Consider the following 24,040-nt stretch of genomic DNA (forward strand, 5'->3'; position numbering starts at 1 on the left):
TTCGGTGCTAGGAGTGGGCCTCGGCCTCCTCCTCGACCACGCGCAGCGGGTGGCCGGCGCTGGTGATGCACTTGCCGTTGGTCAGGTTCCACTGCCAGCCGTGCATCTGGCAGGTCAGGGTGGAGCCCTCGATCTTGCCGAACACCGACAGGTCGGCCTTCAGGTGCGGGCAGCGCCGCTGGAAGGTGTGGCCCTGCATGGTGATGTTCTCCTCGTCGGGGGCCTGCTCCTCGTACCAGCCCTCGGCGTACTGCAGGCGCTCGCGGCTGAGGCACTTGAAGAACACGTAGATGAACTCGTTGTACTGTCCGATGCGCGCGGCGGTGAAGCGGCAGGAGAGGAAGAGCGAGTTGACCCAGTCGGGCTCCTCGATGTGCAGGAGGTGCTGGATGAGGCGCCGCTCGGTGCGGAAGCGGTAGCGGACCTTGCGGCCGTCGTCGGGGACGATGACCTTCTCCAGGAAGTCGAAGAGGACCGACTCGACGATCTCGTCGGAGTCGTCGGCGGTCAGGTCGAAGCGGACGGGGCCGCCGACGCCCTGGGCGATGAGGTTCGACTCCTCCATGAGCGGCTGGATGCGCTCCCGGAGGGTCGGGAGGACCTCGATCTCCGGGTGGCTCCAGGAGGCCTTGATCTCGGCGAGGCGGTCGAGCTCGCGCTCCTGGAAGGCCTTGAGGTGGTCGGCCTTCTTGTCGAACCACTCGCGGACGTCCTCGACGGGGTGCTTGGTCTCGATGCGGCCGGTGTGGTCGAGGTCGACCACGGTGCCGGGCATGAGGACGACGTTGTTCTCCTTGCCCTGGGTCTCCAGCCAGTCGACGTAGACCTGCTGGTCGGGGAAGATGTTGCCCGGGTCGTCGAAGACGTCGTTGAACCGGTAGAGGTCGGGGTCGAGGAAGCAGGGCGGTCCGGCGATGGGGAAGACCCAGTCGGCCTTGGCGTCGTCGATGTAGCGCAGGGAGCGGTCGAACTGGCGCTCGCGCTTCTGCTTGCCGAAGGCCTCCTTGGCCTTGTCGGGGATCTCGTAGACCATCGGGTACCAGATGGCGCCGGAGAACTGGAGGAGGTGCGCGTGGAGGGGGCCGTGCTGGAGGAAGGTGGTCAGGTCGGTCGGGCGCGCGTCGTTCTGGTTGAGCAGGCGGGTGCCGTCGGCGTCCTCGACCCACAGCGAGGAGTCTCCGATGGGGCCGTCGGTCGGCGAGGTGAGTGCCTGGATCATGACCTTGACGCCCTCGCCGATCTCGAAGACCTCTTCGTTCTTCGAGCGGATGAACTTGTGGAATCCCAGTTCGCGCAGCTCGTCCTCGAGTTCCGACGTCGGGTACTCGGGCAGCAGGACGGTGGTGTCCTTGGAGATGTTCTCCCGCAGGTTGTCGGCGTCGAAGTGGTCGCGGTGCAGGTGGGAGACGTAGAGGAAGTCGGTCCGCCCGAGGGCCTTCCAGTCCAGCTGGGAATTGTCGGGGAAGGGGAACCAGGAGGCGAAGTAGGCGGGGTTGACCCAGGGGTCGGTGAGGATGGTCCCCGCGGCGGTCTCGATGAGCATACTGGCATGCCCGGTTCCGGTGATGCGCATTCGCGTCTCCCTCAGGTTTCGTGGATTGCCACTATAGAATACCGACTTGGGAACCACATCTCAGTTCCATCATGCCGCCTATGATGTGGGTCTGTGTTCTGGCAGACTGATGCGGTAAGAGCACGTCGAGAAGGAGTTGCCAGTGTCCGCCGCCGAAGAACAGGTCACCTCGCCCGACCAGGACAAGCCCACGAGCCGCAAAGGCCTGTACTCCGTCCTGCTCGCGTCCGCCGCCGTCATCCTGCTGTTCCGCTTGGGGAACCACACCGGCTGGATCGAGAACGTCTTCATCTACCTGAGCGTTCTGGTCCTGGTGGGCTTCGTGGTGTCGGACGCCGCCATGCGCAAGCGCGGCTGGCGCTAGCCTCGCCCGCACTTCCCCGCCGCCTCTCCGGCGGCGGGTTTTTCGTGCCCAATCCTCCCATTTATTCGCACAGAGTCACAGTGCCGCTACTCAGTGATACCCCCTCGCTTCGCATGAGTTATTTTCATATGGCTTTTCTTCATCTCCGGGGCCTGCCGCTCCCCGCCTCACGGGACCGGCGCCCCCGAACTCCACTGAGGAACCACTGTGACCACCATGATGACCAGGCCCGAAGAGGCCGACGCCACCGGCGGCAAGGACGCGGACGCGCCTGAACGAAAGGTCAACCCCGTCAACCGGCCGGTGCTGTGGATCTCCGCGTTCGGCGTGCTGGCCCTCAGCGGGTGGGCCATGGCCGTGCCGGACACGGCCGACAAGGCCATCAACGCCGTCGTATCCGCGATATCCGGGACCTTCGGCTGGTACTACTTCCTGACCGCGGCGGTCTTCGTGGTCTTCATCGTCTGGCTGGCCGCCTCCCGGTACGGCAAGGTCAAGCTCGGCCCGGACCACTCCCAGCCGAGTTTCAGCCTGTTCTCGTGGTCGGCGATGCTCTTCGCCGCCGGGATCGGCATCAGCGTCATGTTCTACTCGGTGGCCGAGCCGGTCTCCCAGTACCTCGGGCCGCCGACCGGCGACGGAGGGACGATCGAGGCCGCGCGCATGTCGATCGTCTGGACCCTCTTCCACTACGGCATCACCGGCTGGGCGGTCTACGCCATCATGGGCTGCGCCCTCGCCTACTTCGCCTACCGGTACCGCCTGCCGCTGTCGATCCGCTCGGCGCTCTACCCGATCTTCGGCAAGCGGATCCACGGCCCGGTCGGCGACGCCGTCGACATAGCCGCGATCCTCGGCACGGTCTTCGGCGTGGCCGTCAGCCTGGGCATCGGCATCGTCCAGCTCAACTACGGCCTCCACGTGCTCTTCGGCTGGCCGATGAGCCTGACGCTGCAGGTCGCGCTCATAGCCATGGCCGTCGTCCTGGCGACGGTCTCGGCCGTCTCCGGCGTCGACCGCGGCATCAAGCTGCTGTCACAGGTCAACGTCGTCCTCGCCATGGGGCTCATGCTCTACGTGGCCATCGCCGAGGGGCCGGTCCAGCTGCTCAACAAGCTGGTGCTCAACGTCGGCGACTACATCACCGAGTTCGTCCCGCTCACCTTCGACACCTTCGGCTACGACCCACCCGCCGACTGGCTCAACGCCTGGACGCTCTTCTTCTGGGCCTGGTGGATCGCGTGGGCCCCGTTCGTGGGGCTCTTCCTGGCCAAGATCTCACGCGGACGCACCATCCGCCAGTTCGTCACCGGCGCCCTGGTGATCCCCTTCCTCTTCGTGGCCCTCTTCATCGGGATCTTCGGCAACGCGGCGCTCTCCCTCGTCGACGAGGACCCGGCCTACGGGGCGGCCACCATGGCCCATCCCGAACAGGGCTTCTACGGCCTGCTCCAGCAGTACCCGGGTGGGCTGTTCCTCATCGGCCTGGCCACCCTCGTGGGGCTGCTGTTCTTCGTCACCTCCGCCGACTCCGGCGCGGTCGTGCTGGGCAACTGCTCCTCGAAGGCCACCGACCCGACCAAGGACTCCGCGCGCTGGCTCAGGATCTTCTGGTCGGTGCTCCTGGGCGTCCTGACCATCGCCATCATGATCGCCGGCGGGATCAGCGCCCTGCAGGGCATAACGATCGTCATGGGGCTGCCGTTCTCCATCGTCATGTACCTCGTGATCTGGGGGCTGTGGAAGGCCCTGCGCGTCGAGGCCTACCGGGTCGAGGCCGGGAACCTCGCCCGGTCCGCCCAGCTGGCCGAGCGCGCCCCCGGTTCGGGCGGGGCGGCGCGCTCCTGGCGCCAGAGGCTGGGGCGTGCCCTGTCGTACCCGACGCGCCGGCAGACCAGCGACTACCTCGCCTCCACCGCGCTGAACGCCGTCGAGGCCGTGGCCGCCGAGGTCCGCTCGCGCGGCTTCGACGAGGTCGAGGTCGTCAAGTCAATGGACGAGACCACCGACATGCCCTATATCGAGCTGCAGGTCGGCATGGACGACGAGGAGCACTTCGCCTACCTGCTGCGGCCCGAGTCCGCTCAGATGCCGGCCTTCGCGTTCAACCACGCCGCCGGCGAGGACTCCTACTGGCGCGTCGAGGTCTACGTCAACAACACCCATCTGGGCTACGACGTCATGGGCTACACCGAGAGCCAGATGATCGGCGACATCCTCGACAACTACGAGCGGCACCTGGAGTTCCTGCGGCTCTCCCGCGAGGCGCCGGGCCATTCGCCGCTGCCGGAGTCGGGGGAGCTCGACGAGCAGAGCACCGTCGTCGAGGAGGGCGTGGAACGCGCCCAGGCCGACTCGTAACCGCGCGGGCCGCGCCGGGCGCGCACGGCGGCGGAATCCCGCCCCGCCGCCCGGACACGCGGCGAAACGCGAACGGGCCGGGGTACGCCCCGGCCCGCCGCGTCACCGGCCCGAACGCTCATAGGTCGCGAAGGCCCACGGCACCTTCTCCGAGTGCGCGTGGAAGTACTCCAGGTCCCGCGACTCCTCGCGGCTCACCCAGCGGACCTCCAGCGCCTCCTGCGGCTGCGGCCGGGCCGCCTGCTCCGGGTCCCGGACCGTGGCCAGGTAGGTGCTGATCGCCCCGATTCGGACGTGGCTGCCGTGGCGGCCGGAGAACAGCCTCACCGGTCCGAGCAGGTCGGCGTCGATCCCGGTCTCCTCCTTGGCCTCCCGCAGGGCCGCTTCGGCCGGCAGCTCGCCAATCTCGGTGGCTCCGCCGGGAATGCACCATGTCGAGGTGTCCAGCCTCAGCACGAGGAGCATCTCCCCCGCCGCGTTGAAGATGGCGCACTCCGCTCCGATGCCCGTCCCGACGGTCGGGCGCGGGGTCCAGACCGCTCCGGCCCGGTCCACGTCGGCCACTTCGATGGAGCGCAGGTCGTCGGCCAGGGACTCCAGCTTCTCGTGGCCCCAGAAGTTCTCCGCCCGGGGCACCATGGACGCGACGACCGACCCGATCTCCCCGAGGATCCGCGCCTCCTCCTCGGTCACCCGCAGGCTCTTGGGCCTCGGCGCGGCGTCGAGGACGTCGTGCACCGGCAGGGCCGCGCCGGCGAGGTCCTCCGTGGAGTTCCGCACGCGCTGCTCCACCGTGAACGAGTCGCACGGACTGGTCAAACGGTGGATCCAGAGGGTCGTCTGCGGGCCGCCGTGCCCGGCCCTGTCGGTGTCGCTCAGGCCGATCATGCGGGCCGGGGACTCCGCCTGGACCTCGTACTCGACGTCCCGGAGTCGGTGGACGATGTTCTCGCCGTAGTCCAGCCGCCAGCGGCGCGAGACCGTCTCTCCGTCGGCGCAGTCCACCGCGACCTCGAGGCCCGCCCGCGGCGCCTGGAGGTTGATGTCGGCGCGGTAATGGCGCTCGATCGCCTCGGCGCCGAGGGAGTCCGTCCGCGCCTGCAGCCGGGCCGTCAACCCTCTGACCTCCTCCCACGACGGGAGGAGATGCCGGTCGGCCCCCCAGTACAGGGCGTCGGACGCCATGGCCCGAAGCCGGCGGACTATGTGCTGCAGGTCGTTGACTGATTCCCTCACAAGCGCCTCGTCTCTTCGTAGAATGCGGTGGCAAGCGAAAGTGCCACCGGCGCAAGGCCGGTGGCACTGAGTCTCGTCCAGGGGGCGCGGACTAGCGCATCATACCACGGCTGGAGAAGATCTCTCTGATCTCGCGCAGCGCCGACTCCACCTCGGCCTCGAAGTATCCGCCCTGGACCAGCGAGAACTGGCTGGTGTCGAGCTCCCTGTCCGACAACGGGACCGGATTGCGCCCGGTCATGGCCGCGGTGACGGCGTCGAAGATCCGGTTGACCTGTTCGGGGTCGTACCCCGAACCGAAGCGGCGCGGCTGGAAGCCCCTGCGGAGCATCTCCAGACGCTGCAGGTCGTCTGGGGAGAACGGCGAGTCGGTCGCGCGCATCTCGGTGGTCATCTCTTCGCGGCCGTGGCGCCCCGGCGGGTCGTAGGCGGTGCGTCCCTCGTACGGGTGGGCAGCACGGCCGCCCGCGGGAGGCGTCGCGGCGGCGCGGGCCCCGGTGAAGCCGCGGTAAGCGGAGGGCGCGTCGTGCTGCGCCGGCACGGAGGCCGCGCCGGGCGGAGTCGGGTTGGGGTTGGCGCCGCGGTCGAAACCGCCGCGCGGAGCGCCGAAACCGCGCTCCTCCACGGGCGGGGGCGTCGACTGGCCGGCGAAACCGGCGTTGGGCTCCTCCTCGGCGTAGCGCCGCGCGCGGCGTCCGCCGAGGGGCACCTCCACCGAGAATCCCTGGTCTCCTCCCCCGAAACCCTGGTCGGCATTGCCGTAACCCTGATCGGGAGCGCCGAAGCCCTGCTCCGGGGCCGCGAAGCCGCGCGAAGGGGTCTCCGGCTGCGAAGGCTCGACCGGGGCGGCCCGGCGCGAACCGGTGTCGGAGAACTGGCCGCGCTGGTCCGAGTAGGCGGCGCCGAAACCGGGGGCCTCCGGTTCGGCGCGGCGCGGCACGGAGGCGGCACCGCCGACCGGGGGCTGGATCTGGGTGGCGTCGGCGTCCATCGGGCGGGGCGCGAACCCCTGGCCCGCGTTGGGCATGCCGCCCGCCTGCGGGGCGGGACGGCTCCCGGCCTGCGGCTGGAAACCGCCGCCCAGGGGCTGGGTGTCGGCCGTCGAAGAGTCGCCGGCCAGGGGAAGCTGCTGGGTGGCCGAAGCGGCGTCGTTGAACGCCCCCGGCGCCGGGGCCGCCTCGGGGGCCGGCTCCGGGTCGAAGGCGCCTCCGCCGAAACCGCCCTGAGCCGGCGCGGGCGCCGGCTTGGCGAACGGGTCGTCGGGGTCGGGGCCGTTGGCCGGCGGGGCCAGGAATCCGAAGCCCTCGTCATCGTCATTGCCCGCTCGCAGGTGGCCGAACCCCTCCGCGTCGTCCACGCCCCGCTGGGAAGGCATGACGGTCGTGGCGGCGGCGGGATTGGGCTGCGGCTGGGGCTGAGGTTGTGGCTGCGGGGGCGGCGCGGCGGCGAAGGCGGACTGCTGCTCGGCGAAACCCTGCTGGGGCTCGCCGAACGCGCCCTGCTGCTCGACTGGGGCGCCGAACCCGCTGGACTCGGGCGCCGCCTCGATCTCTCCGGGCTTGCCGTAGTCGGGGGCGGGCGCCTTGCCGAGCACTCCGCGCTCCTCCAGTTCGGCCAGCTGGCGAGCCACGCGGTCGAGGTAGACGTCCACCTGCCACTCGTCGTAGCCGCCGAAGCGCACGCGGAAGACGACGTCGTCGACCTCCGCGGCCTTGACCGGGGAACTGCCGACGGGCTCGCCGGCCAAAGTGGCCTCGACCCGATCCAGGAAGTCGTCTACCTCGTCGACCTTGTAGCCGCGGCTGAGAGCCCGACGGCGGAAACGATCTCCGTGACTAGCCACTTGATGAGCCACCTTCCCTACTTGGCCGCGTCTTGACGCTGGTCCTGACGGATGGCCGCGGCCAACTGCCCGCAGGCGCCATCGATTTCCTGGCCTCGTGTGTCGCGCACCGTGACCGGCACGCCTCCGGCGCGCAAACGCGCCACGAACTCGTCCTGTACTGGGGCGGGAGAGGCGTCCCACTTGCTGCCCGGGGTGGGGTTCAGCGGTATCAGGTTAACATGCGCGAGCTTGCCTGCCAGCTTGCGCGCCAACAGATCAGCCCGCCAAGGCTGGTCGTTGACGTCGCGGATCATGGCGTACTCGATCGACACGCGGCGCTTGGTCTTCGCGGCGTAGTCCCAGGCCGCGCCCAACACCTCGCCGACCTTCCAGCGGGTGTTGATCGGGACCAGCTCGTCGCGCAGTTCGTCGTCCGGGGCGTGCAGGGACACCGCCAGAGTGACCGGCATCCCCTCCTCGGCCAGTTTCCCGATCGCGGGAACCAGGCCGACGGTGGACACCGTGACGTGCCTCGCCGACAGGCCGATACCCTCAGGATTCGGGGACGTAATGATACGGAGCGCCTTCTTCAGCCGGGCCCAGTTGGCCAGCGGCTCCCCCATGCCCATGAACACGATATGGCTCAGGCGGCCCAGGCCCCGCTCTTCGGAGAGCCTGGCCGCGTGCACGACCTGGTCGACGATCTCCGCCGTCGTCAGGTTGCGCGTCAGCCCGGCCTGGCCGGTGGCGCAGAACGGACAGGCCATTCCGCAGCCCGCCTGCGAGGAGACGCATGCCGTCACCCTGTCGGGGTACGACATGATGACGCTCTCCACCAGGGCGTTGTCATGCAGCCGCCACGCCGCCTTGACCGTCTCGCCCCCGTCGCAGGAGTCGACGCGCACCGGATTGAGCAGGCGCGGCAGGAGGGCCTTGCCGATGTCCTCCCGCGCCGAGGCGGGGAGGTCGGTCATGGCCGACGCGTCCGTCAGGTGGTTGGCATAGTATTGGCGGCGGATCTGCTTGGCGCGGAAGGCGGGCTGCCCCAGCTCCGCCAGGACGTCCTGGCATTCGCCAAGGCTGAGGTCGGCGAGATGCCGAGGCGGCTTGACGCGCTGCCTCGGTTCGCTCAGAGTAAGTGCTACAGACATGTCGTGATCTAGTCTCGCATGGATCAGGTGGGTATTGCCAATCGCACGGCACATCCGACCGGGTGCTTTCGGGTACCCGTTCGGGCCTCTTTCAAGGCGGTGTACTGTGCTTTCACCGTCCGTGGCTCCCCCGCTCCCTACCGTCGGCGGATGCGGACGGCACACTGCGGGGACCACTCAGGGAACTGTCAGCCGAGCAGGTACGTGAACCAGAGGAAGCCCAGGGGCGCGGCCATGACGATGGAGTCCAAGCGGTCCATCAGCCCCCCGTGCCCGGGAATCAAGTGGCTCATGTCCTTGATGTCCAGGTCCCTCTTGAGGAGGGAGACGGCGAGATCACCTAGGGTAGCAGCCAGAGCGATCGTAGCTCCGAAGGCGAGGCCGAGGTGGACCGGGAAGGAGAAGATCAGCCAACACGCCGCCGCGCCGCCCGCGGCGGCGGCGACGACAGAGCCGGCCAGGCCCTCCCAGGACTTCTTGGGGCTGATCCGCGGCGTCATCGGATGCCTGCCGAAAAGCACTCCGGCGGTGTAACCGCCCGTGTCGGAGAGCACCACCATCAGCAGCAGCACGAGCACCTTCATCGGACCTCGGTCGTCCGACTGGGCCAGCAGCAGGAGGAAGCCGGCAAGGAACGGCACCTGCACCACCAGCTGCACCGAGGAGGCCACGTCGGCCCGGTAGCCGGTGGCTCCCTCGGCGAGGCGCCACACCAGCACCGCGGCGACGGCGACGGCCGTTCCCAGCGCGAGCCCCGTGCCTCCGCCGAACCACGCCATCGCACCGATCAGCGGACCGCACGCGGTCAGCAGCCAGACCGGGACCGGGCGGCCGCCCTTGCGCATCGCCGTGGCCGTCTCCCAGCAGGCGATGGCCAGAGCGGCACAGGCGAGGGCGAAGAACACCGTCGCCTGCCACAGCAGCGAGCCGACGACGGCGGCGCCCAGGACCACCCCGACTCCGATGGCGATGGGGAGGTTCCGGCCGGACGAGGGGCGCCGGGGTTCGGCCGGGGCCGGCGAGTCGTCGAGACGCTCCATCAGATTTCGAGCAGTTCGTTCTCTTTGGCCTGCATGACGTCGTCCACCTGGGAGACGTAGCGAGCGGTCAGGTCGTCGAGCTCCTTCTCGGCCGAGTGCCCCTCGTCCTCGGAGGCCTCCTTGTCCTTGACTAGCTTTCCGATCTCGTCCTTGGCCTTGCGGCGGACGTTGCGCACCGCGACCTTGGAGTCCTCGCCCTTGGACTTGACGAGCTTCACCATTTCACGGCGGCGCTCCTCGGTCATGTGGGGCAGGTTGATACGCAGCTGGCTGCCCTCGTTGGCGGGGTTCAGGCCCAGGTCGGAGTCGCGGATGGCGCGCTCGACGGCATCGATCTGGGACATGTCGAAGGGCTTGACGATGACCATGCGGGGCTCGGGGATGCCGATGGAGGCCACCTGGGTCAACTGAGTCGGCGCGCCGTAGTAGTCGACCATGACGCGGTTGAACATGGCGGCGGAGGCCCGGCCGGTGCGGATGGTCGAGAACTCGTCGCGGGCGTGGTGGACCGCGCCCTCCATCTTGGTCTCGGCTTCGAGCAGGATCTCGTCGATCACGGCTTACTCACATTCTCGTAGGAAGGTCTTTAGGTAATGACTTTAGCCGCCCCGGGGCGGAGGGCGACGACGGTCGCCCCGCCTTCGGCGCTCAGGCGTGGATGAAGGTGCCCAGGCGCTCGCCCACCAGAGCGCGGCGCAGGTTCTCGTCGCCGTCGGCCCCGAACACCTGCATCGGCAGGCTGTTGTCCTTGCACAGGCTGAACGCGGTCTGGTCGACGACCTGGAGCTCGTCCTTGAGGGCCTGCTCGTAGGTGATGTCCTCGATGCGCTCCGCGTCGGGATTGGTGCGCGGGTCTGCCGTGTAGACCGCGTCGACACCGTTCTTGCTCATCAGGACGACCTCGGCCTGGACCTCCAGCGCGCGCTGGGCGGCCACCGTGTCGGTGGAGAAGTACGGGAGGCCCGCGCCGGCGCCGAAGATGACCACGCGGCCCTTCTCCATGTGCCGGATGGCCCTCCTGGGAATGTAGGCCTCGGCCACTTGCGCCATGGAAATGGCCGTCTGGACGCGCGTGTCGATACCCTGCTTCTCTATGAAGTCCTGCAGCGCCAGCGAGTTCATGACCGTGCCGAGCATGCCCATGTAGTCGGCGCGGGTGCGCTCCATGCCGCGCTTCTGCAGCTCGGCGCCGCGGAAGAAGTTGCCGCCGCCGATGACCACGGCGACCTGCACGCCGGCGTCGACGGCCGCCGCGATCTGCACCGCGATCTCCTGGACGACGTCCGGGTCCACTCCCACGGCTCCGCCTCCGAAGGACTCTCCCGACAGTTTCAACAGCACACGGCGATAACTCACGACTTCTCCTCAGCATAGAAATGTGGGGCGGCGTAGACCGCCGCCCCATCAAGTGCGTTGCGGGCGCAGCGAACCTGGGCTCGCCGTTCCCTCTACTGGCCGACCTCGAAACGCAGGAAGCCGGTCACGGTGGTGCCGGACTCGTCGAGAATCGCCTGCACCTTCTTCTTGTTGTCCACGATCGAGTTCTGCTCGAGCAGCACGAAGTCGCGGTAGTAGGCGTTGACCTTGCCCTCGATGATGTTGGGCCAGGCGCGCTCGGGCTTGCCCTCTTCCCTCGCGGTCTCCTCGGCGACGCGCTTCTCGCCCTCGACGATGTCGGCCGGAACTTCCTCGCGCTTGAGGTACTTCGGACGCATCGCGGCGATCTGCATGCCCACCTGGCGGGCCGCCTCGGCGTCTCCGCTGTACTGGACCAGCACGCCGACGGCCGGCGGCAGGTCGGCGGAACGGCGGTGCATGTAGGCGCTGACCTCACCGTCGAGCGAGCCGATCTGGCCGATCTCGAGCTTCTCGCCGATCTTGGCGGACTCTTCCTGAACTACCTCGGAGACCGTCTTCTCGCCGATCTTGGCGGCGCCGAAAGCGGCGGCGTCGGCCGGACGGGCCTCGTCGGCGGCCTCGACCAGGCTCTGGGCCAGCTCGATGAAGGGGCCGGACTTGGCCACGAAGTCGGTCTCGCAGCGCAGTTCGAGGATCGTCTTGCCCGACTGGGCGACCAGGCCCTGGGCGGTGGTGCGCTCGGCGCGCTTCCCGACGTCCTTCGCACCCTTGATGCGCAGGACCTCGACGGCGGCATCGTAGTCGCCCTCGGTCTGCTCGAGGGCCTTCTTGACGTCCATCATTCCGGCGCCGGTCGCCTCACGAAGGCGCTTGACGTCGGCCATCGTGTAGTTGGCCATGCTTCTCCCTATTTCTCCGCAGCTTCTTCGGTCTTCTCGCCGGCAGGCTCGACGACCTTCTCGGTCTCGGTCTTCTTGTCGGCCTCGAGGAGGTCCTTCTCCCACTCGGCGAGCGGCTCTCCGTCGGTCTTGCCGGCGTCGGCCTCGGCGCCCGAGCTGCGGGCCAGGAGGCCCTCGGCGATGCCGTCGGCGACGATCTTGGTCAGCAGGTTGACCGAGCGGATCGCGTCGTCGTTGCCCGGGATCGGGAAGTCGACCTCGTCGGGGTCGCAGTTGGTGTCGAGGATCGCGACGACCGGCAGGCCCAGCTTACGGGCCTCGCCGACGGCGATGTGCTCTTTCTTGGTGTCGACGATCCAGACCGCCTGCGGAAGCTTGTCCATGTCGCGGAGACCGCCGAGCGAGCGCTCGAGCTTGTCCTTCTCGCGCATGAGCTGCAGCAGTTCCTTCTTGGTGCGGCCCGGGGCGCCGTTGGCCTCGATGATCTCCAGCTCCTTGAGGCGCATGAGGCGCTTCTTGATGGTCTGGAAGTTCGTCAGCATTCCGCCGAGCCAGCGGTGGTTGACGTAGGGCATGCCCACGCGCTGCGCCTGCTCGGTGATCGACTCCTGGGCCTGCTTCTTGGTGCCCACGAAGAGGACCTGGCCGCCCTCGGCGACGAGGTTCTTCACGAAGTCGTTGGCCTTCTGCGCGTAGTCGACCGTCTGGCGCAGGTCGATCACGTAGATACCGTTGCGCTCGGTCAGGATGAAACGCTTCATCTTCGGGTTCCAGCGACGGGTCTGGTGCCCGAAGTGCACGCCGCTCTCAAGGAGCTGGCGCATGGTGACAGCTGCCACTTTTGATCGTCCTCTCGTTTCGGTTCACAGCGGGTCGTCCCCGCTCCTGGCATCTCCGCGCCGCTCCACCGCCCTGTCGGACCGGCCTCGACCGGTCCTGCGGGGGCTTGTTCGACGATGCCCGGACTCTTCGGCGTTCCGCGCCGCGTGGGCGCTTTCGATCCGGCCGCCCCCAGGGGCGCGACCGTTTCGGATCCGCGACAGTCCGGCGCACGCGAACAGACCTCTGCACAGAACGGACCTGTAGAGCAGCGTCTTGCGGGCCGTGAATCCGGCCCCGCTCGAGATGCGCGAAGTCAACGTGGGCAGCATTGACCGCCCGCGTTGCTATCCCTCAGTGTACGTGGTCTCCCACCGGCCCGACCAGCATGGTGGGGCACAGTGACCCCGGACCCACGCGAGATCTTCCCAACACCTGATCAGCGGGGATGTTCCGTGCGCGCGTGATTTTCACCCGATAGATCCGCGCATTGCCGCCGCGACCCCCGCCGCCCGGCCGGCGACACGGCGCCTCACACCAGACACGCCGCTCACCTCCGGTGGATCCAGGTCGGGAAACGCGTGGGGCGCGGTGGAGTTCCGACACGCCGCGCGCCCCCGGAGGGCCCGGGTTCCACCCGTCGGGCAAACCGGCGTTATACGACAATCCGCCCTCCCCCGAATAACGGATCCCCTATACAAAGAACGCCCGATGAAATGATCGGCCGTTCATTCGCGGACGAAGGGGCCGTTCGAGCATTGACCTCATGAAATGCCTGTTCATCCCCTAAATAGATCAAATGACGAACATTATTATCCACAGGCCGAAAACTTTTTCTTCCCTTTCCTTGACTTCTCCCGCACGATCTCCACATGCATCGTCTGCACGCATTCATAGTCACGTTCCTCGTCATCGCCGCCATGACGGGCGCCATCGCCATACTCGCCACCACCGGGTCGCCCCTGTCCGTCAAAGCCCAGGAGCCGTCGGACACGGAGCACGCCGCCGAGTCCGGCGAGCGCCGGTGGAGGCCTCCCACCGGGTCGGTCCGCATCGCCACGCCCTTCAACCCGCCCTCCCGGCCTTGGCTGCCCGGGCACCGGGGCATAGACCTCGCCGCCGCCCCCGGTTCGGACGTCACCGCGGCGGGGAGCGGCACGGTGGTCTTCGCCGCCGAGCTCGCCGGCCGGGGCGTCGTCTCCATCGAGCATTCCGGCGGCGTCCGCACCACCTACGAGCCCGTCGAGCCCGCGGTCTCGCCGGGGGACCGCGTATCGGTCGGGCAGGTGATCGGCGAGCTCGCCCCGGGCCACGCGTCCTGTCCCTCCGCGGCCTGCCTCCATTTCGGCGTCAAGCTCGGCGACCGGTACCTCGATCCCCGCCTCCTCTGGGGATACGGGCTCGTCCGCCTCCTCCCCTTGTCGGGCCCGGCCGACTCTTTAACCCGCAGGGGCTTCCGCCCGTCGCTATGCCGCCGCTGTCGGGAGAGGAGTCGGTCCTATAGCCGGCGGGGGCTCCCGCGCGTCCGGTGAGAGTGTCCGCCTCCGCCGTCGCCTCGCACCTCCCGTCACCGCACACAACACGTCCCGGCATCGCACACATCACCGCACACAGCACCGCCCGGCATCGCCTGCGCGTCGACCGACGCGAAACTCTCGGCCCGCCCGGCGCTTCCGCCGGCGCGCTCCTCGACAGAGCCGCCCATCGGCGCCGACACGCCTTGAAGACACGCCATGAAAGGTCCGCGAACACATGAACACGATGACCACCGCCGAGCTCGGCCGCGTCGGAGAGTCGCTCGCCGTAGCCCACCTCCGAAGGGACCGGTACCAGATCCTGGAGCGGAACTGGCGCCACGGACGCACCGAGATCGACATCCTCGCCCGCGACGGCCCCACCCTCGTCGTCTGCGAGGTGAAGACGACCCGCAATCCCGCCTACGCCGCGCCGCTCGACGTCACCGGGGCCTGCCAGATCGACAGGCTCCTGGCCGGGGCCCGCCGGTGGGAGTCCTCGAAGAACCTCGTCCGCCGCGACATCCGGCTCGATCTCGTCGGGGTCCTGCTGCACCCCGACGGTCGGTGCCGGGTTCTGCACCAGAAAGGAATTCGCCGTGGGTTACGGAAAAGTACACACCGTCTGCCTCACCGGGTCGCACGCCGAGCTTCTCACCGTGGAGACGTCGGTGACGCCGTGCGTCTCCTCCCAGGAGAAGAGCCGCTTCCAGCTGTCCGGACTGCCCGACAGCGCCGTCGCCCAGAGCCAGACCAGGATCCGGTCGGCCATCGCCAACTCAGGCTTCCACCTGCCCGACCAGATCATCTCCGTCAATTTCGCTCCGGCGTCCGTTCCCACGCGCGGAACGGCGGTCGACCTACCGCTCGCCGTCAGCATCCTCTCCGCCTCCGGGCTGGTCCCCGCCGAGCGGCTGCAGAAGTCCTTCTTCTTCGGCGAGCTCGGGCTCGACGGCAGTGTCCGCCCGGTGTCCGGCGTCCTCCCCGCCCTCCTCCGCGCCTCTGAGGCCGGGCTGTCGACCGCCGTGGTCCCGGCGGAGAACGCTTCGGAGGCGAGCCTGGCCGACGGTTTGGAACTGGTCTCGCCCGGCAGCCTCCGCCAACTGGTGGACTGGCTCCGCGGGCGGGCGGAGATCCCGCCGCCGGAGCCGCCCGGGCCGTCCTCCCCAGAGGCTCTGCCCGACATGGCCGATATCCGAGGTCAGGATTTCGCCCGCCGTGCGGTCGAACTCGCCGCCGCCGGGCGCCACAACGTGTTCTTCGTCGGGCCGCCGGGGTCGGGGAAGACCATGCTGGCCGAGCGTCTGCCGTCGATCCTGCCGCCGCTTTCCGACCAGGAGTCCCTGGAAGTGACGTGCGTGCACTCCCTGCACCCGTCCTCCGGCACCGCCCGGGACGGGCTCATCAGGTTCGCCCCGTTCCAGGCGCCGCACCATTCGAGCACCATGCAGTCGCTCGTCGGCGGGGGCCATACCGACATCGGTCCGGGCGCGCTCTCCCTGGCACACCGCGGGGTGCTCTTCCTCGACGAAGCGCCCGAATGGAAGAGGGAGGTCCTCGAGTCCATTCGGCAACCCGTCGAGAGCGGCGAGGTGATCCTTCACCGCGCCGGGGCCGTCATGCGTTATCCGTCCAGGGTGTTGCTGGTGCTCGCCGCCAATCCCTGTCCTTGCGCGGCGCTGCGGCCGGCGGACTGCACCTGCTCGGCCACCGCCCGCCGGCGCTATATGAACCGGCTGTCGAAACCCCTCCTCGACCGTGTCGACCTGCAGCTCGATGTGCAGCCTCCCAAGCCGTCGTCCATCCTCACCGATCTCGTCGACGTCGAGGACAGCGCGGTCGTCGCCGAGAGGGTGCTCCGAGCCCGCCGAGCCGCGAAGGAGCGGTGGGGCTCCATGGGCGAACCCTGGACCTGCAACGGCGAGGTGCCCGGCAATCGGCTGCGCGCCACCAACCTGCGGCTGCCCGGTAGCACGACTCGGCAGCTGGACCACCTTCTCCGCAAGGGCCGCCTCAGCACCCGCGGTTACGACCGGGTGCTGAGGCTCGCCTGGACCATCGCCGACCTGGGCGGGCACGACAGTCCTCGACCTGCGGACGTCCACGAAGCATGCGAATTCCGACTAGGACTCAAAGGAGCCACATCATGACCATCCGCTCGCTGATCGACCGACTCGCCGCTCGTGCCGCTCATTCCGACGCGGCGCGCCCGTGCCGCGATTCCACAGCACCGCGCTCGGTTGCGCCGCCGTGTTCCGACCCCGCCTCCCCGCACTCCACCGGAACCGAGGGCGCGGAGGCCGGTCCGTGCGGGGAGTTCCCCGGTCCGAGTCCCTCGGAGGCTCCTACTCGAGAGGTCCCCTGCGTGGAACCCCCCGACGGCCCTGCCTCCACGCCCTCGGACTTCGAGCGGTTCGGCCCGCCGCCGCCCGACACGGCGCCCGACCAGTCGGCGACGCCGGCGCCGCCCCCGACCACCGTCACGGGTACCGGGTTCTCCGACCTCCTGGACGACCGATCGGCCCGCATGGTCCTGTCGGCCATCGTGGAACCGGGGGACAGCGACGTCGACGACCTGGTCGAGGCGGAGGGCGCGCCGGAGACCGTCCGCGCCGTCTGGTCGGGAGACCTCCCCGATCGCGTTTCGCTGCTGACACGCGCCTCCGTCGAGCGGCACGCTTCGCCGCACGTCCTGGCCGACGAGATGCACCGGCTCACCGCCGCGTGCGGATCACGGGTCCTCGTACCCTCCGACGACGACTGGCCCGATCAGCTCTCGGACCTCTACGCGATCTCGGACGAAAGCCAGCCCCACATGCGTCCTCCGAGGTGCCTGTGGGTTCGCGGCGAGCTCTCGCTCACCGAGTTCCTCGACCGGGCCGTCTCCATCGTCGGCTCCCGCGCCTGTACCGAGTACGGCAGCCTGGCCGCGGAGAACATGGCCTTCGAGCTCGCCGAGGCCGGCTGGACGATCGTCTCCGGCGGCGCCTACGGCATCGACCGGGCCGCCCACCAGGGCGCCCTGTCGGCGCATTCGCCCACCGTCTCCGTGCTCGCCTGCGGCGTCGACCAGGGTTATCCGCAGGGGAACGAACGCCTCTTCACCAAGATCGCGGACACCGGACTCCTGCTCAGCGAGTGGCCTCCGGGGTTCAGTCCGCGACGCCATCGCTTTCTCACCCGCAATCGAGTCATAGCGGCCCTGACCAGGGGAACTATTGTCGTAGAGGCCGCTTCCCGATCGGGAGCTCGCCATACGGCACGCCTCGCCGCGGAACTGGACCGGACCCTCATGTTCGTCCCCGGCCCCATCACCTCGGCCAGTTCCGCGGGCGTGCACCAGATGGCCAGGGAATGCTGGGAGCCCCGACTGGTGACATCGGCTGCCGACGTCATAGCGGACCTGGCGCCGTTCGAAGCCGTCGCCGAGCCCGACTCATCCGCCGATGATCGGCCCATGGACCGGCTCGATGAGGCGGACGCGCGCGTCGTCGAAGTCCTCCGGCGCGGGTGGGTCCGGGAGACCGCCGCCGTCGCGTCGGACGCGGGGCTGCCCGTCGCCGAGACCGCGAAGGTTCTGGAGCGGTTGGCCTCGACCGGTTGGGTCCAATGCGTCGAGGGGAGGTGGCGGCTGCCCGTAGATAGATGAGGACACGGTGGTGTTCCGGTCGAGACCATCGTCAGGTCGCGGTGCCCGCCGCGTTCGTGCCGGCGAACGGGCGCCCTCCGGCGCGAACGGACGGCCGCTGCTTTGAACGGACTTCCATCGGCGCCGACGGAAGTCCGCCGGCGGAATTCGCCCGTCTCCGCGCTCGCCGACAGCGGCCGGACACACGAACGGGCCCCGACCGGCGCGGTTCACGCCGTTCGGAGGCCCGTTCGATAACCGGTATCCCGTAAGTCCGGCGTCCGTCAGACGGTCTCGGTGACCTTCTTCAGGCCGCGCGGCGCGTCGGGGTTCTCACCGCGCTGGAGCGCGAGGTGAAGTGCGAGCTGCTGCAGAGGCAGGATGTCCAGCATCGAGGCGATCCGCTCGTCGATGTCCGGGGTCGCCATTCGGGCCGTCTGGCCCTGCAGGTCGTACGATCCGACGATGACGATGTCCGCGCGCTGGTTCTCCAGGCGGCCGAGGACGTCGTGCATGGCCTTGCCTCCGGGGCCGGAGCCGACGACGGCCAGCACCGGAACGCCCGGGTCGGCCATCGCCAACGGGCCGTGGAGCAGGTCCGCGCCGGAGAACGCCAGAGAGGGGAGGTAGGAGGTCTCCATCAGTTTGAGGGCGGTCTCGCGCGCGGTCGGGTAGGCGTATCCGCGGCCGGTGGTCACGAAGCGCTCGGCGAAGCGGTAGCGGCCGGCGAGGTCCGGAGCGGTGCTGTGGGTGAGGACGTCCGAGGCCAGCTCGGGCAGCTTCGACAGCAGGCCGGTCTCGGTTCCCTCCAGCTTGCCGTCGCCCGTGCGGATACCCTCGAACAGGAGGAAGAGCGCGAGGAGCTCCGCGGTGTAGGTCTTGGTGGCGGCCACGGCGCGCTCGTGTCCGGCGCGGACGTCGATGTGGAACTCGGCCTCCGCCGCCAGCGGGGAGTTCGGGTTGTTGGTGATCGCCAGAGTCATGGCGCCCGACTCGCGTGCCGCCTTGACGACGGCGGCGAGGTCCGGCGATCCACCGGACTGGCTGACCGCGATGACCAGCGAGTCCTTCCAGTCGGGGCGGGCGTCGAAGACGGTGACCACACTCGGCGAGGCCAGGCCGGCGGGAATTCCCAGGCGGATCTCGGAGAGGTACGCACCGTAGAGGGCGGCGTGGTCCGAGGTCCCGCGGGCGGTGAACACGATGGACCGGGGACGGCGTTCGGCGATGGCCGCGGCCACGGCGGAAATCTCGCTCATGCCGTTGTCGATCAGGCCGGCGTATACCTCCGGCTGCTCGGAGATGTCGGCAGCCATACCCGCGCCAGGCTTGGCCTGCGTCGTGTCGTTCACAGTTGCGCTCCTTGGTCATGTGCAGAACTTCGAACATCACGCGGCGCGCCTGGGCGTGCCTCACTGCCGATTGTCCAAGCTTCGCTCGAATCGCGGACCGGAACGGGCGATTCGACCACTCTGGCCTGCGCCTATCCCATTCGGCACGATCGCCGCGCCATCGTCGGACGCGGAGGCCGCCGCGACGATCCACCCCGCACCCGGTTCGCGGTGCAGCTGCCTGCCGTGATCATTACGCATTGAATGATCGCAGAAGCGGTCACCTTCGTTCATTCGAGCCGAACAGCGTGCCGTCCGCATCTCCGCTGTGGAGATGCCGCGGACCTGCTTGTCGACGATTGGACGAGTAGCCGCACCCCAGAGCACCGAAACCAAAACGATCAAAATGAGAACGTTCTGTGCGCAGTATTGCGCGATATTCGCTGTTTTGAATTATAAACTTTCATCCCTAGGATAGAGGGTCCGCTCTCATCATGTCCACAGGGCCGACCGCACGGAAGAAGAGATCCGGATAACCAGACCCTCCACCGCCCGCACACCGCCGCCGGAGTCCTCGGGATCTCATCGACACATCACCGCCATGACCACTGTTTTCACAAGGAACACGCCGATGATGAGCCAAGGCTGACTCCAGACGCCCCGACGCGTGCGCAGCCCGGGCCGCACACAGGAGAAGCACTCGCCTCAGCGGGTGAACGCCGATCGGCCGGCGCGGGCGGCGCACCGCGACGGATGAACGAACGGAAACGAGCAGGGATCGGCAGTCCGCGCTCGGAAAACGGCCGGCATCCCGGGAGAAGGCGGGCCCGAAAAGAACGGCGAGGAACGAACCGCGGGCGGAAAGCGCTGTCCGAGCCGGTTTTCCGACCTTCCGGATGTATCGTGGGGCGGAAATGACCGAGGCAACGGGAGGAGGTGCGCGGACCATGGCGAAAGCCGCACGCAAGCGCAAGGCGCGCAAGAGGAAGAAGGCCAACCACGGCAAGCGCCCGAACAGCTAGGGCCGTTTCGTCGGGCCACTGAGGACTGTCCCGGCCCGAACGGCGGCGAAGCCGCCCGCCTGGCCTTCGCCCCTGCGGCGCAGGGTGCCGATCCTCCGTCGGGCCTTTCGCGGGGCCGGCCGGAGGAACAGGCGGGCGCCTTCCTCATGCGGCCAGTTCTCCGAAAACAACAATATCGACGATATTCCGACAAAGATCGACAAATCGGCCGCCTGCGCAGATTCGAAAATTGCGGGCACCGAATTCCGGCAGCGCCCGCGACAGAACCAACTGAACGCGAAACGATACGTTTCGTTTCAATTGATTGTCTACAATATGATGGGCACGATCAGACGATCCTGATATCAGTGCGAAGGCACGCATGTTATTTCAGCGGAAACGACGCATGATTATTCGCCGTCGGACCGGCCGGACTCGGCACCCGCTCGTGAACCGCCCTGCGGAGTCTCGGCCGAGAACCCGACGAACCTCGGACACCATGTGGATTTTCCCATGACCGTACCATTGGTAATACCTAATGGCCGAGGGCGCCGATCGGGGAATCGGCCCGCCCGGAACGGCGGCGCCTGACTCCCGGATTCCACTGGCCGATCCCCGACTCGGCACTGCTGCCACCCTGTTATGAGTCTTCATCACATTCCCTTGGGGAGTCACAGGAACGAATCGCGACCGCGGCCCCCGAGGCCGATTCGCCCGTCGGCGCAATGCCATTCACCGCCGAGACCGGACAGTTTTCGGTCCCCCGCTTGTCATTACCGGCCTTTTCGGAGAGAATGTTATGGACGACAAAGGAACGCCGGCGAACGTCGACCGTCGGCGGCATGCCCGACACTCAGACCAGAGGCACCGCGGTGCCTCCGACCCAGAGGCGGTCAACCACTGGTCGCAGTTGACGTAGTACAGTACGACGAACTGCCGCCCGCGGTCATGTTGATCGCTTCGCCCATGGATTTAGACTAATGACCCAGACTTCGCAGAACCCCGTACCTACCCGTGAACGCATCCAGAAGACTGCCATCGAACTGTTCAGCGAGAACGGGTACGAGCGGACCTCTCTTCGTGAGATCGCCGAGCACCTGGGCCTGACCAAGGCCGCGCTCTACTACCACTTCAAGACGAAGGAGGACATCGCCGCCTCCTTCTTCGACTCCTACGCCAAAGACGTGGACGTCATCTGCGACTGGGGAGACCGGCAGCCGCGCGACCTGGAGACCCGCCGCGAGCTCCTCCGCCGCTACGCGGAGGTCGTTCAGAGCCATGTCCCCGTCATGCGCTTCATGCAGCACAACCAGGCGGCCCTGACGAGGCTGGACAGGGGCAGCGTCTTCCAGAACCGGCTCGACCGGCTGCGGGACCTGCTCGTGGACCAGGACGAACCGCTGACCAACCGCCTCCGGGCCTGGGACGCGCTCACCACCCTGTACTCGGGCCTGGTGACCTGGCGAGGACGCCAGAAGACCGACACCGACCAGCAGATGCGCGAGGCCGCCCTGGAAATCTCGATGAGCCTGATCGACGCCAACAGCCGGGCGTGACCGGGCCGCCCCGGGGCCGCGACCGCCCGCTGCGTTCCGCCCCGGATCGCGGACCCGGCGAGCCGGCGGCAATCGCCGGCAGGGCGGCCGAGGGCCGAGAGGCGGCGAGCGGGCAGAGTGAATGGAACGGCTGACCCAACACGAACGAGGGCCCCGTTCCGAGAACCCACCGTCCATGACGGGGTTCTCGGAACGGGGCCCTCGAACTCGTTCCTGTGACGACGGTGGACGCCGTCGGCGGTTCCGGCCCGGACTGAGCGGTCGTTCAGCACCGTGCCGTCCGGTGTGGCCCGGGGCCCAGCGGCCCTGAAACGGGTCTTCACAGCTCCGGGCGACCGCCCGGGAGGCGCCTCGCCGCTCGGGATCGGACCGACCCTTCTGCGGCCGACGGCGGGCTCAGGCCTCGTTGTGCTCGACGGCGCGCTCGCCCTGCAGGACCGAGTCGCCGACCTTGTCCAGGGCGGCTAGCTTCTCCCGCAGTTGGTCGCGGACGTTCTCCGGCGCGCGCTCCTGCGAGCAGCAGCGGTGGACGAGCGTGCGCACTTCCTGTTCGATCCCGTACTCGGCGAGACAGGGCGAGCACTCTTCGAGGTGCCGGCGGATCACGGCACGCCGATCCTCGGAGCACTCGTTGTCGAGGTACAGGTAGACCGCTTCGATCACGTCGCCGCAGTCGCCCCGGCCCGAGTGGTTCTCTGTCGGCATGGCTTCCTCACACATGTTGGTTCTTAACTCCTTCACCCTGCTCGACTCGCTGTCCGGGGAGCCGTCCGCGCCGTACCGGGCGGCGTAGGAACTCAGCTTCTCGCGCAGCTGGCGGCGTCCGCGGTGCAGCCGGGACATGACGGTACCGATGGGGGTGCCCATGATCTCCGCGATCTCCTTATAGGAGAATCCCTCGACATCGGCGAGGTAGACGACGATCCGGAAGTCCTCCGGAAGGTCCTGCAGCGCGTCCTTGACGTCGCTGTCGGGAAGGCGGTCGAGCGCCTCGACCTCGGCCGAGCGGAGCCCGCTGGAGGTGTGGGACTCGGCCTCGGCGAGCTGCCAGTCCGTGATCTCGTCGGTGGGCGAGGTGAGCGGCTGGCGCTTCTTCTTCCGGTACGAGTTGATGTAGGTGTTGGTCAGGATCCGGTACATCCACGCCTTGAGGTTCGTCCCCGCCTTGAACTGGTGGAACTTCGAGTAGGCCTTGAGATAGGTCTCCTGGAGGAGGTCCTCGGCGTCGGCGGGGTTGCGGGTCATACGCAGGGCGGCGCCGTAGAGCTGGTCCAAGAGGGGCATGGCCTCGCGCTCGAACCTGGCGCGGCGCTCTTCGCTGGTCTCGGAGGTCGTACTCGGCGTCACTGGCTCCTCATTTCCTCGGGATGCCTTAGAGCCTACGACGCTGTTGACTGTCACGTTCGCCAGTTTAGACTCCTGCTCCTCGGGGGCTCCAGTGGAAATCTCGCGGCGGGGGTGGCGCTCCGCCCGGGGCAGCGTCGCCGTGGCCGTGGTCGTCATGTGCTCTCCTCCCGTGGTGTATCCGGCTCAACGCGAAGAGGCCCCCGGTTATTTCCGCTATGAGCGCCGACACAGGTCCGAAGGGGGCGGATCGCGAACGGTTCGACGTCGCCCCAGTTCACGACCACTTGTGACACACCACATAGTGCAGTGGCAGAACCCCGTGGGACCCACGTCCGTTAGACGGTATGTGCCGCGAAGGTTGACGCCCGGACCCGGAAGGTCTAGGTTGCAGAGTACGACCTGCAGCTGGCACCGCTACAGCTGAAAACGCACTACCGCACTCGTCGTCGAGAACGGCGGCCGCGGGGACACCGTTCACGAAGCACGGCTCCCTCCCCGAGGTCGCGATCGGACGTCGACGGGTCACTCCGCACAGTCGGATCGGTTCGAAACGGGGACGCGACGCCCCGGTAGGGCCGAGTCTCACCAGCGCGCCGGGACCGCGGTTCCGGCCGAAGCCGTGACACGAGAGCAGTGGCCGGTCGGAGTCCCGACCGACTACTCGCGCGAAGAGGAGAAGGCGGACTGGGAGACAGGCGAGCCCGGTCCGACCAGAGTCATCGCGAACGGAAGAGGGCCCACCGCACGGTGGGCCCTCTTCCGTCGTCCGGGGTACGTTCCAGGGCCCTGTGTCGGAGGCCTGCGAGGTGCGTTCCAGAGCCGGGTGCCGGGGGCCTGCGGGCCCCCGTTCCAGGGCCCGGTGTAGGAGGCCCGCGGGCCCCGTGCCAGGGCCGCGCGCCGGAGGCCTGCACAGGGCAGGGCAGTGGCGGAAGACCGGGAAGTCCACAACGCGGCGGCCGCGAACTCGGCCCGACGGGACCCGCGGCGGGGTCTTCCGACGCAGATAACGCCCGGGAAGGTTCAGCGGGCCGGTGGT

17 protein-coding genes and 3 pseudogenes are annotated in these 24,040 nt (G+C 68.4%); 8 read left to right on the plus strand and 12 right to left on the minus strand.

Annotation, left to right across the window (positions count from 1 at the left end; genetic code table 11):
• Positions 1-7: 7 nt before the first annotated feature.
• Positions 8-1,573 carry a Rieske 2Fe-2S domain-containing protein gene (locus ACFTE1_RS12225; protein WP_380622888.1) on the minus strand — a complete coding sequence of 522 codons (1,566 nt, stop codon included), beginning with the start codon at positions 1,571-1,573 and terminating at the stop codon, positions 8-10.
• Positions 1,574-1,715: 142 nt separating this feature from the next.
• Between ACFTE1_RS12225 and ACFTE1_RS12230 the strand changes: the two genes are divergently transcribed.
• Positions 1,716-1,937 (plus strand): hypothetical protein, encoded by a 222-nt coding sequence (locus ACFTE1_RS12230; protein WP_380622886.1) that lies wholly within the window; start codon positions 1,716-1,718, stop codon positions 1,935-1,937.
• 216 nt (positions 1,938-2,153) lie between these two features.
• Positions 2,154-4,298 (plus strand): choline BCCT transporter BetT, encoded by a 2,145-nt coding sequence (betT, locus tag ACFTE1_RS12235; protein WP_380623128.1) that lies wholly within the window; start codon positions 2,154-2,156, stop codon positions 4,296-4,298.
• Positions 4,299-4,400: 102 nt separating this feature from the next.
• On the opposite strand, the gene ACFTE1_RS12240 is transcribed toward betT, so the two are convergent.
• From ACFTE1_RS12240 to rpsB, 8 genes and pseudogenes are all read right to left on the minus strand, one after another.
• Positions 4,401-5,534: an NUDIX domain-containing protein gene (locus ACFTE1_RS12240; protein ID WP_380622884.1), complete on the minus strand. Its 1,134-nt coding sequence runs from the start codon at positions 5,532-5,534 to the stop codon at positions 4,401-4,403.
• 1,567 nt (positions 5,535-7,101) lie between these two features.
• Positions 7,102-7,377: pseudogene (locus ACFTE1_RS23680) on the minus strand (DivIVA domain-containing protein); the annotation flags it as partial.
• A gap of 17 nt (positions 7,378-7,394) precedes the next feature.
• Positions 7,395-8,510, minus strand: coding sequence for a 23S rRNA (adenine(2503)-C(2))-methyltransferase RlmN (rlmN, locus tag ACFTE1_RS12250; protein WP_380622880.1), 1,116 nt, complete (start codon positions 8,508-8,510; stop codon positions 7,395-7,397).
• Positions 8,511-8,698: 188 nt separating this feature from the next.
• Complete coding sequence (locus tag ACFTE1_RS12255; RefSeq protein ID WP_380622878.1) at positions 8,699-9,550, minus strand: phosphatidate cytidylyltransferase; 852 nt, start codon at positions 9,548-9,550, stop codon at positions 8,699-8,701.
• A complete protein-coding gene (frr, locus tag ACFTE1_RS12260) occupies positions 9,550-10,107 on the minus strand; it encodes a ribosome recycling factor (RefSeq protein ID WP_380622876.1) in 558 nt (185 codons plus the stop codon). The genes ACFTE1_RS12255 and frr overlap by 1 nt, the downstream gene beginning before the upstream one ends.
• Before the next feature lie 91 nt (positions 10,108-10,198).
• The gene (gene pyrH, locus ACFTE1_RS12265) at positions 10,199-10,906 is read right to left on the minus strand and encodes a UMP kinase (protein ID WP_380622874.1); all 708 of its coding nucleotides are present in this window, start codon (positions 10,904-10,906) and stop codon (positions 10,199-10,201) included.
• 92 nt (positions 10,907-10,998) lie between these two features.
• Entirely contained in the window at positions 10,999-11,808 is an 810-nt protein-coding gene (gene tsf, locus ACFTE1_RS12270; protein WP_380622872.1) for a translation elongation factor Ts, read from the minus strand.
• Between the two features lie 8 nt (positions 11,809-11,816).
• The gene (gene rpsB / locus ACFTE1_RS12275) at positions 11,817-12,647 is read right to left on the minus strand and encodes a 30S ribosomal protein S2 (RefSeq protein ID WP_380622870.1); all 831 of its coding nucleotides are present in this window, start codon (positions 12,645-12,647) and stop codon (positions 11,817-11,819) included.
• An 852-nt stretch (positions 12,648-13,499) separates the two neighbouring features.
• On the opposite strand from rpsB, the gene ACFTE1_RS12280 reads away from it, so the two are divergent.
• From ACFTE1_RS12280 to dprA, 4 genes and pseudogenes are all read left to right on the plus strand, one after another.
• The gene (locus tag ACFTE1_RS12280; RefSeq protein WP_380622868.1) at positions 13,500-14,159 is read left to right on the plus strand and encodes a M23 family metallopeptidase; all 660 of its coding nucleotides are present in this window, start codon (positions 13,500-13,502) and stop codon (positions 14,157-14,159) included.
• Between the two features lie 229 nt (positions 14,160-14,388).
• Positions 14,389-14,676: pseudogene (locus tag ACFTE1_RS12285) on the plus strand (YraN family protein); the annotation flags it as partial.
• Between the two features lie 64 nt (positions 14,677-14,740).
• Positions 14,741-16,291: a YifB family Mg chelatase-like AAA ATPase gene (locus ACFTE1_RS12290; protein ID WP_380622866.1), complete on the plus strand. Its 1,551-nt coding sequence runs from the start codon at positions 14,741-14,743 to the stop codon at positions 16,289-16,291.
• Between the two features lie 215 nt (positions 16,292-16,506).
• Positions 16,507-17,790: a DNA-processing protein DprA gene (gene dprA / locus ACFTE1_RS12295; RefSeq protein ID WP_380622864.1), complete on the plus strand. Its 1,284-nt coding sequence runs from the start codon at positions 16,507-16,509 to the stop codon at positions 17,788-17,790.
• A gap of 263 nt (positions 17,791-18,053) precedes the next feature.
• Here the strand turns inward: dprA and ACFTE1_RS12300 are convergent, their stop codons facing one another.
• Positions 18,054-19,085 (minus strand): SIS domain-containing protein, encoded by a 1,032-nt coding sequence (locus ACFTE1_RS12300; RefSeq protein WP_380623126.1) that lies wholly within the window; start codon positions 19,083-19,085, stop codon positions 18,054-18,056.
• Between the two features lie 929 nt (positions 19,086-20,014).
• On the opposite strand from ACFTE1_RS12300, the gene ACFTE1_RS12305 reads away from it, so the two are divergent.
• Both ACFTE1_RS12305 and ACFTE1_RS12310 read left to right on the plus strand, forming a co-directional pair.
• Positions 20,015-20,122 (plus strand): 50S ribosomal protein bL37, encoded by a 108-nt coding sequence (locus tag ACFTE1_RS12305; RefSeq protein ID WP_380622862.1) that lies wholly within the window; start codon positions 20,015-20,017, stop codon positions 20,120-20,122.
• Positions 20,123-21,081: 959 nt separating this feature from the next.
• Positions 21,082-21,657 carry a TetR/AcrR family transcriptional regulator gene (locus ACFTE1_RS12310; RefSeq protein ID WP_380622860.1) on the plus strand — a complete coding sequence of 192 codons (576 nt, stop codon included), beginning with the start codon at positions 21,082-21,084 and terminating at the stop codon, positions 21,655-21,657.
• A 396-nt stretch (positions 21,658-22,053) separates the two neighbouring features.
• On the opposite strand, the gene rsrA is transcribed toward ACFTE1_RS12310, so the two are convergent.
• Positions 22,054-22,377 carry a mycothiol system anti-sigma-R factor gene (rsrA, locus tag ACFTE1_RS12315; RefSeq protein ID WP_380762936.1) on the minus strand — a complete coding sequence of 108 codons (324 nt, stop codon included), beginning with the start codon at positions 22,375-22,377 and terminating at the stop codon, positions 22,054-22,056.
• 24 nt (positions 22,378-22,401) lie between these two features.
• A pseudogene (locus tag ACFTE1_RS12320) lies at positions 22,402-23,160 on the minus strand (sigma-70 family RNA polymerase sigma factor); the annotation flags it as partial.
• Positions 23,161-24,040 lie beyond the last annotated feature (880 nt).

The sequence above is a fragment of the Salininema proteolyticum genome (genome assembly GCF_042685645.1).
Taxonomy (GTDB): domain Bacteria; phylum Actinomycetota; class Actinomycetes; order Mycobacteriales; family Micromonosporaceae; genus Salininema; species Salininema proteolyticum.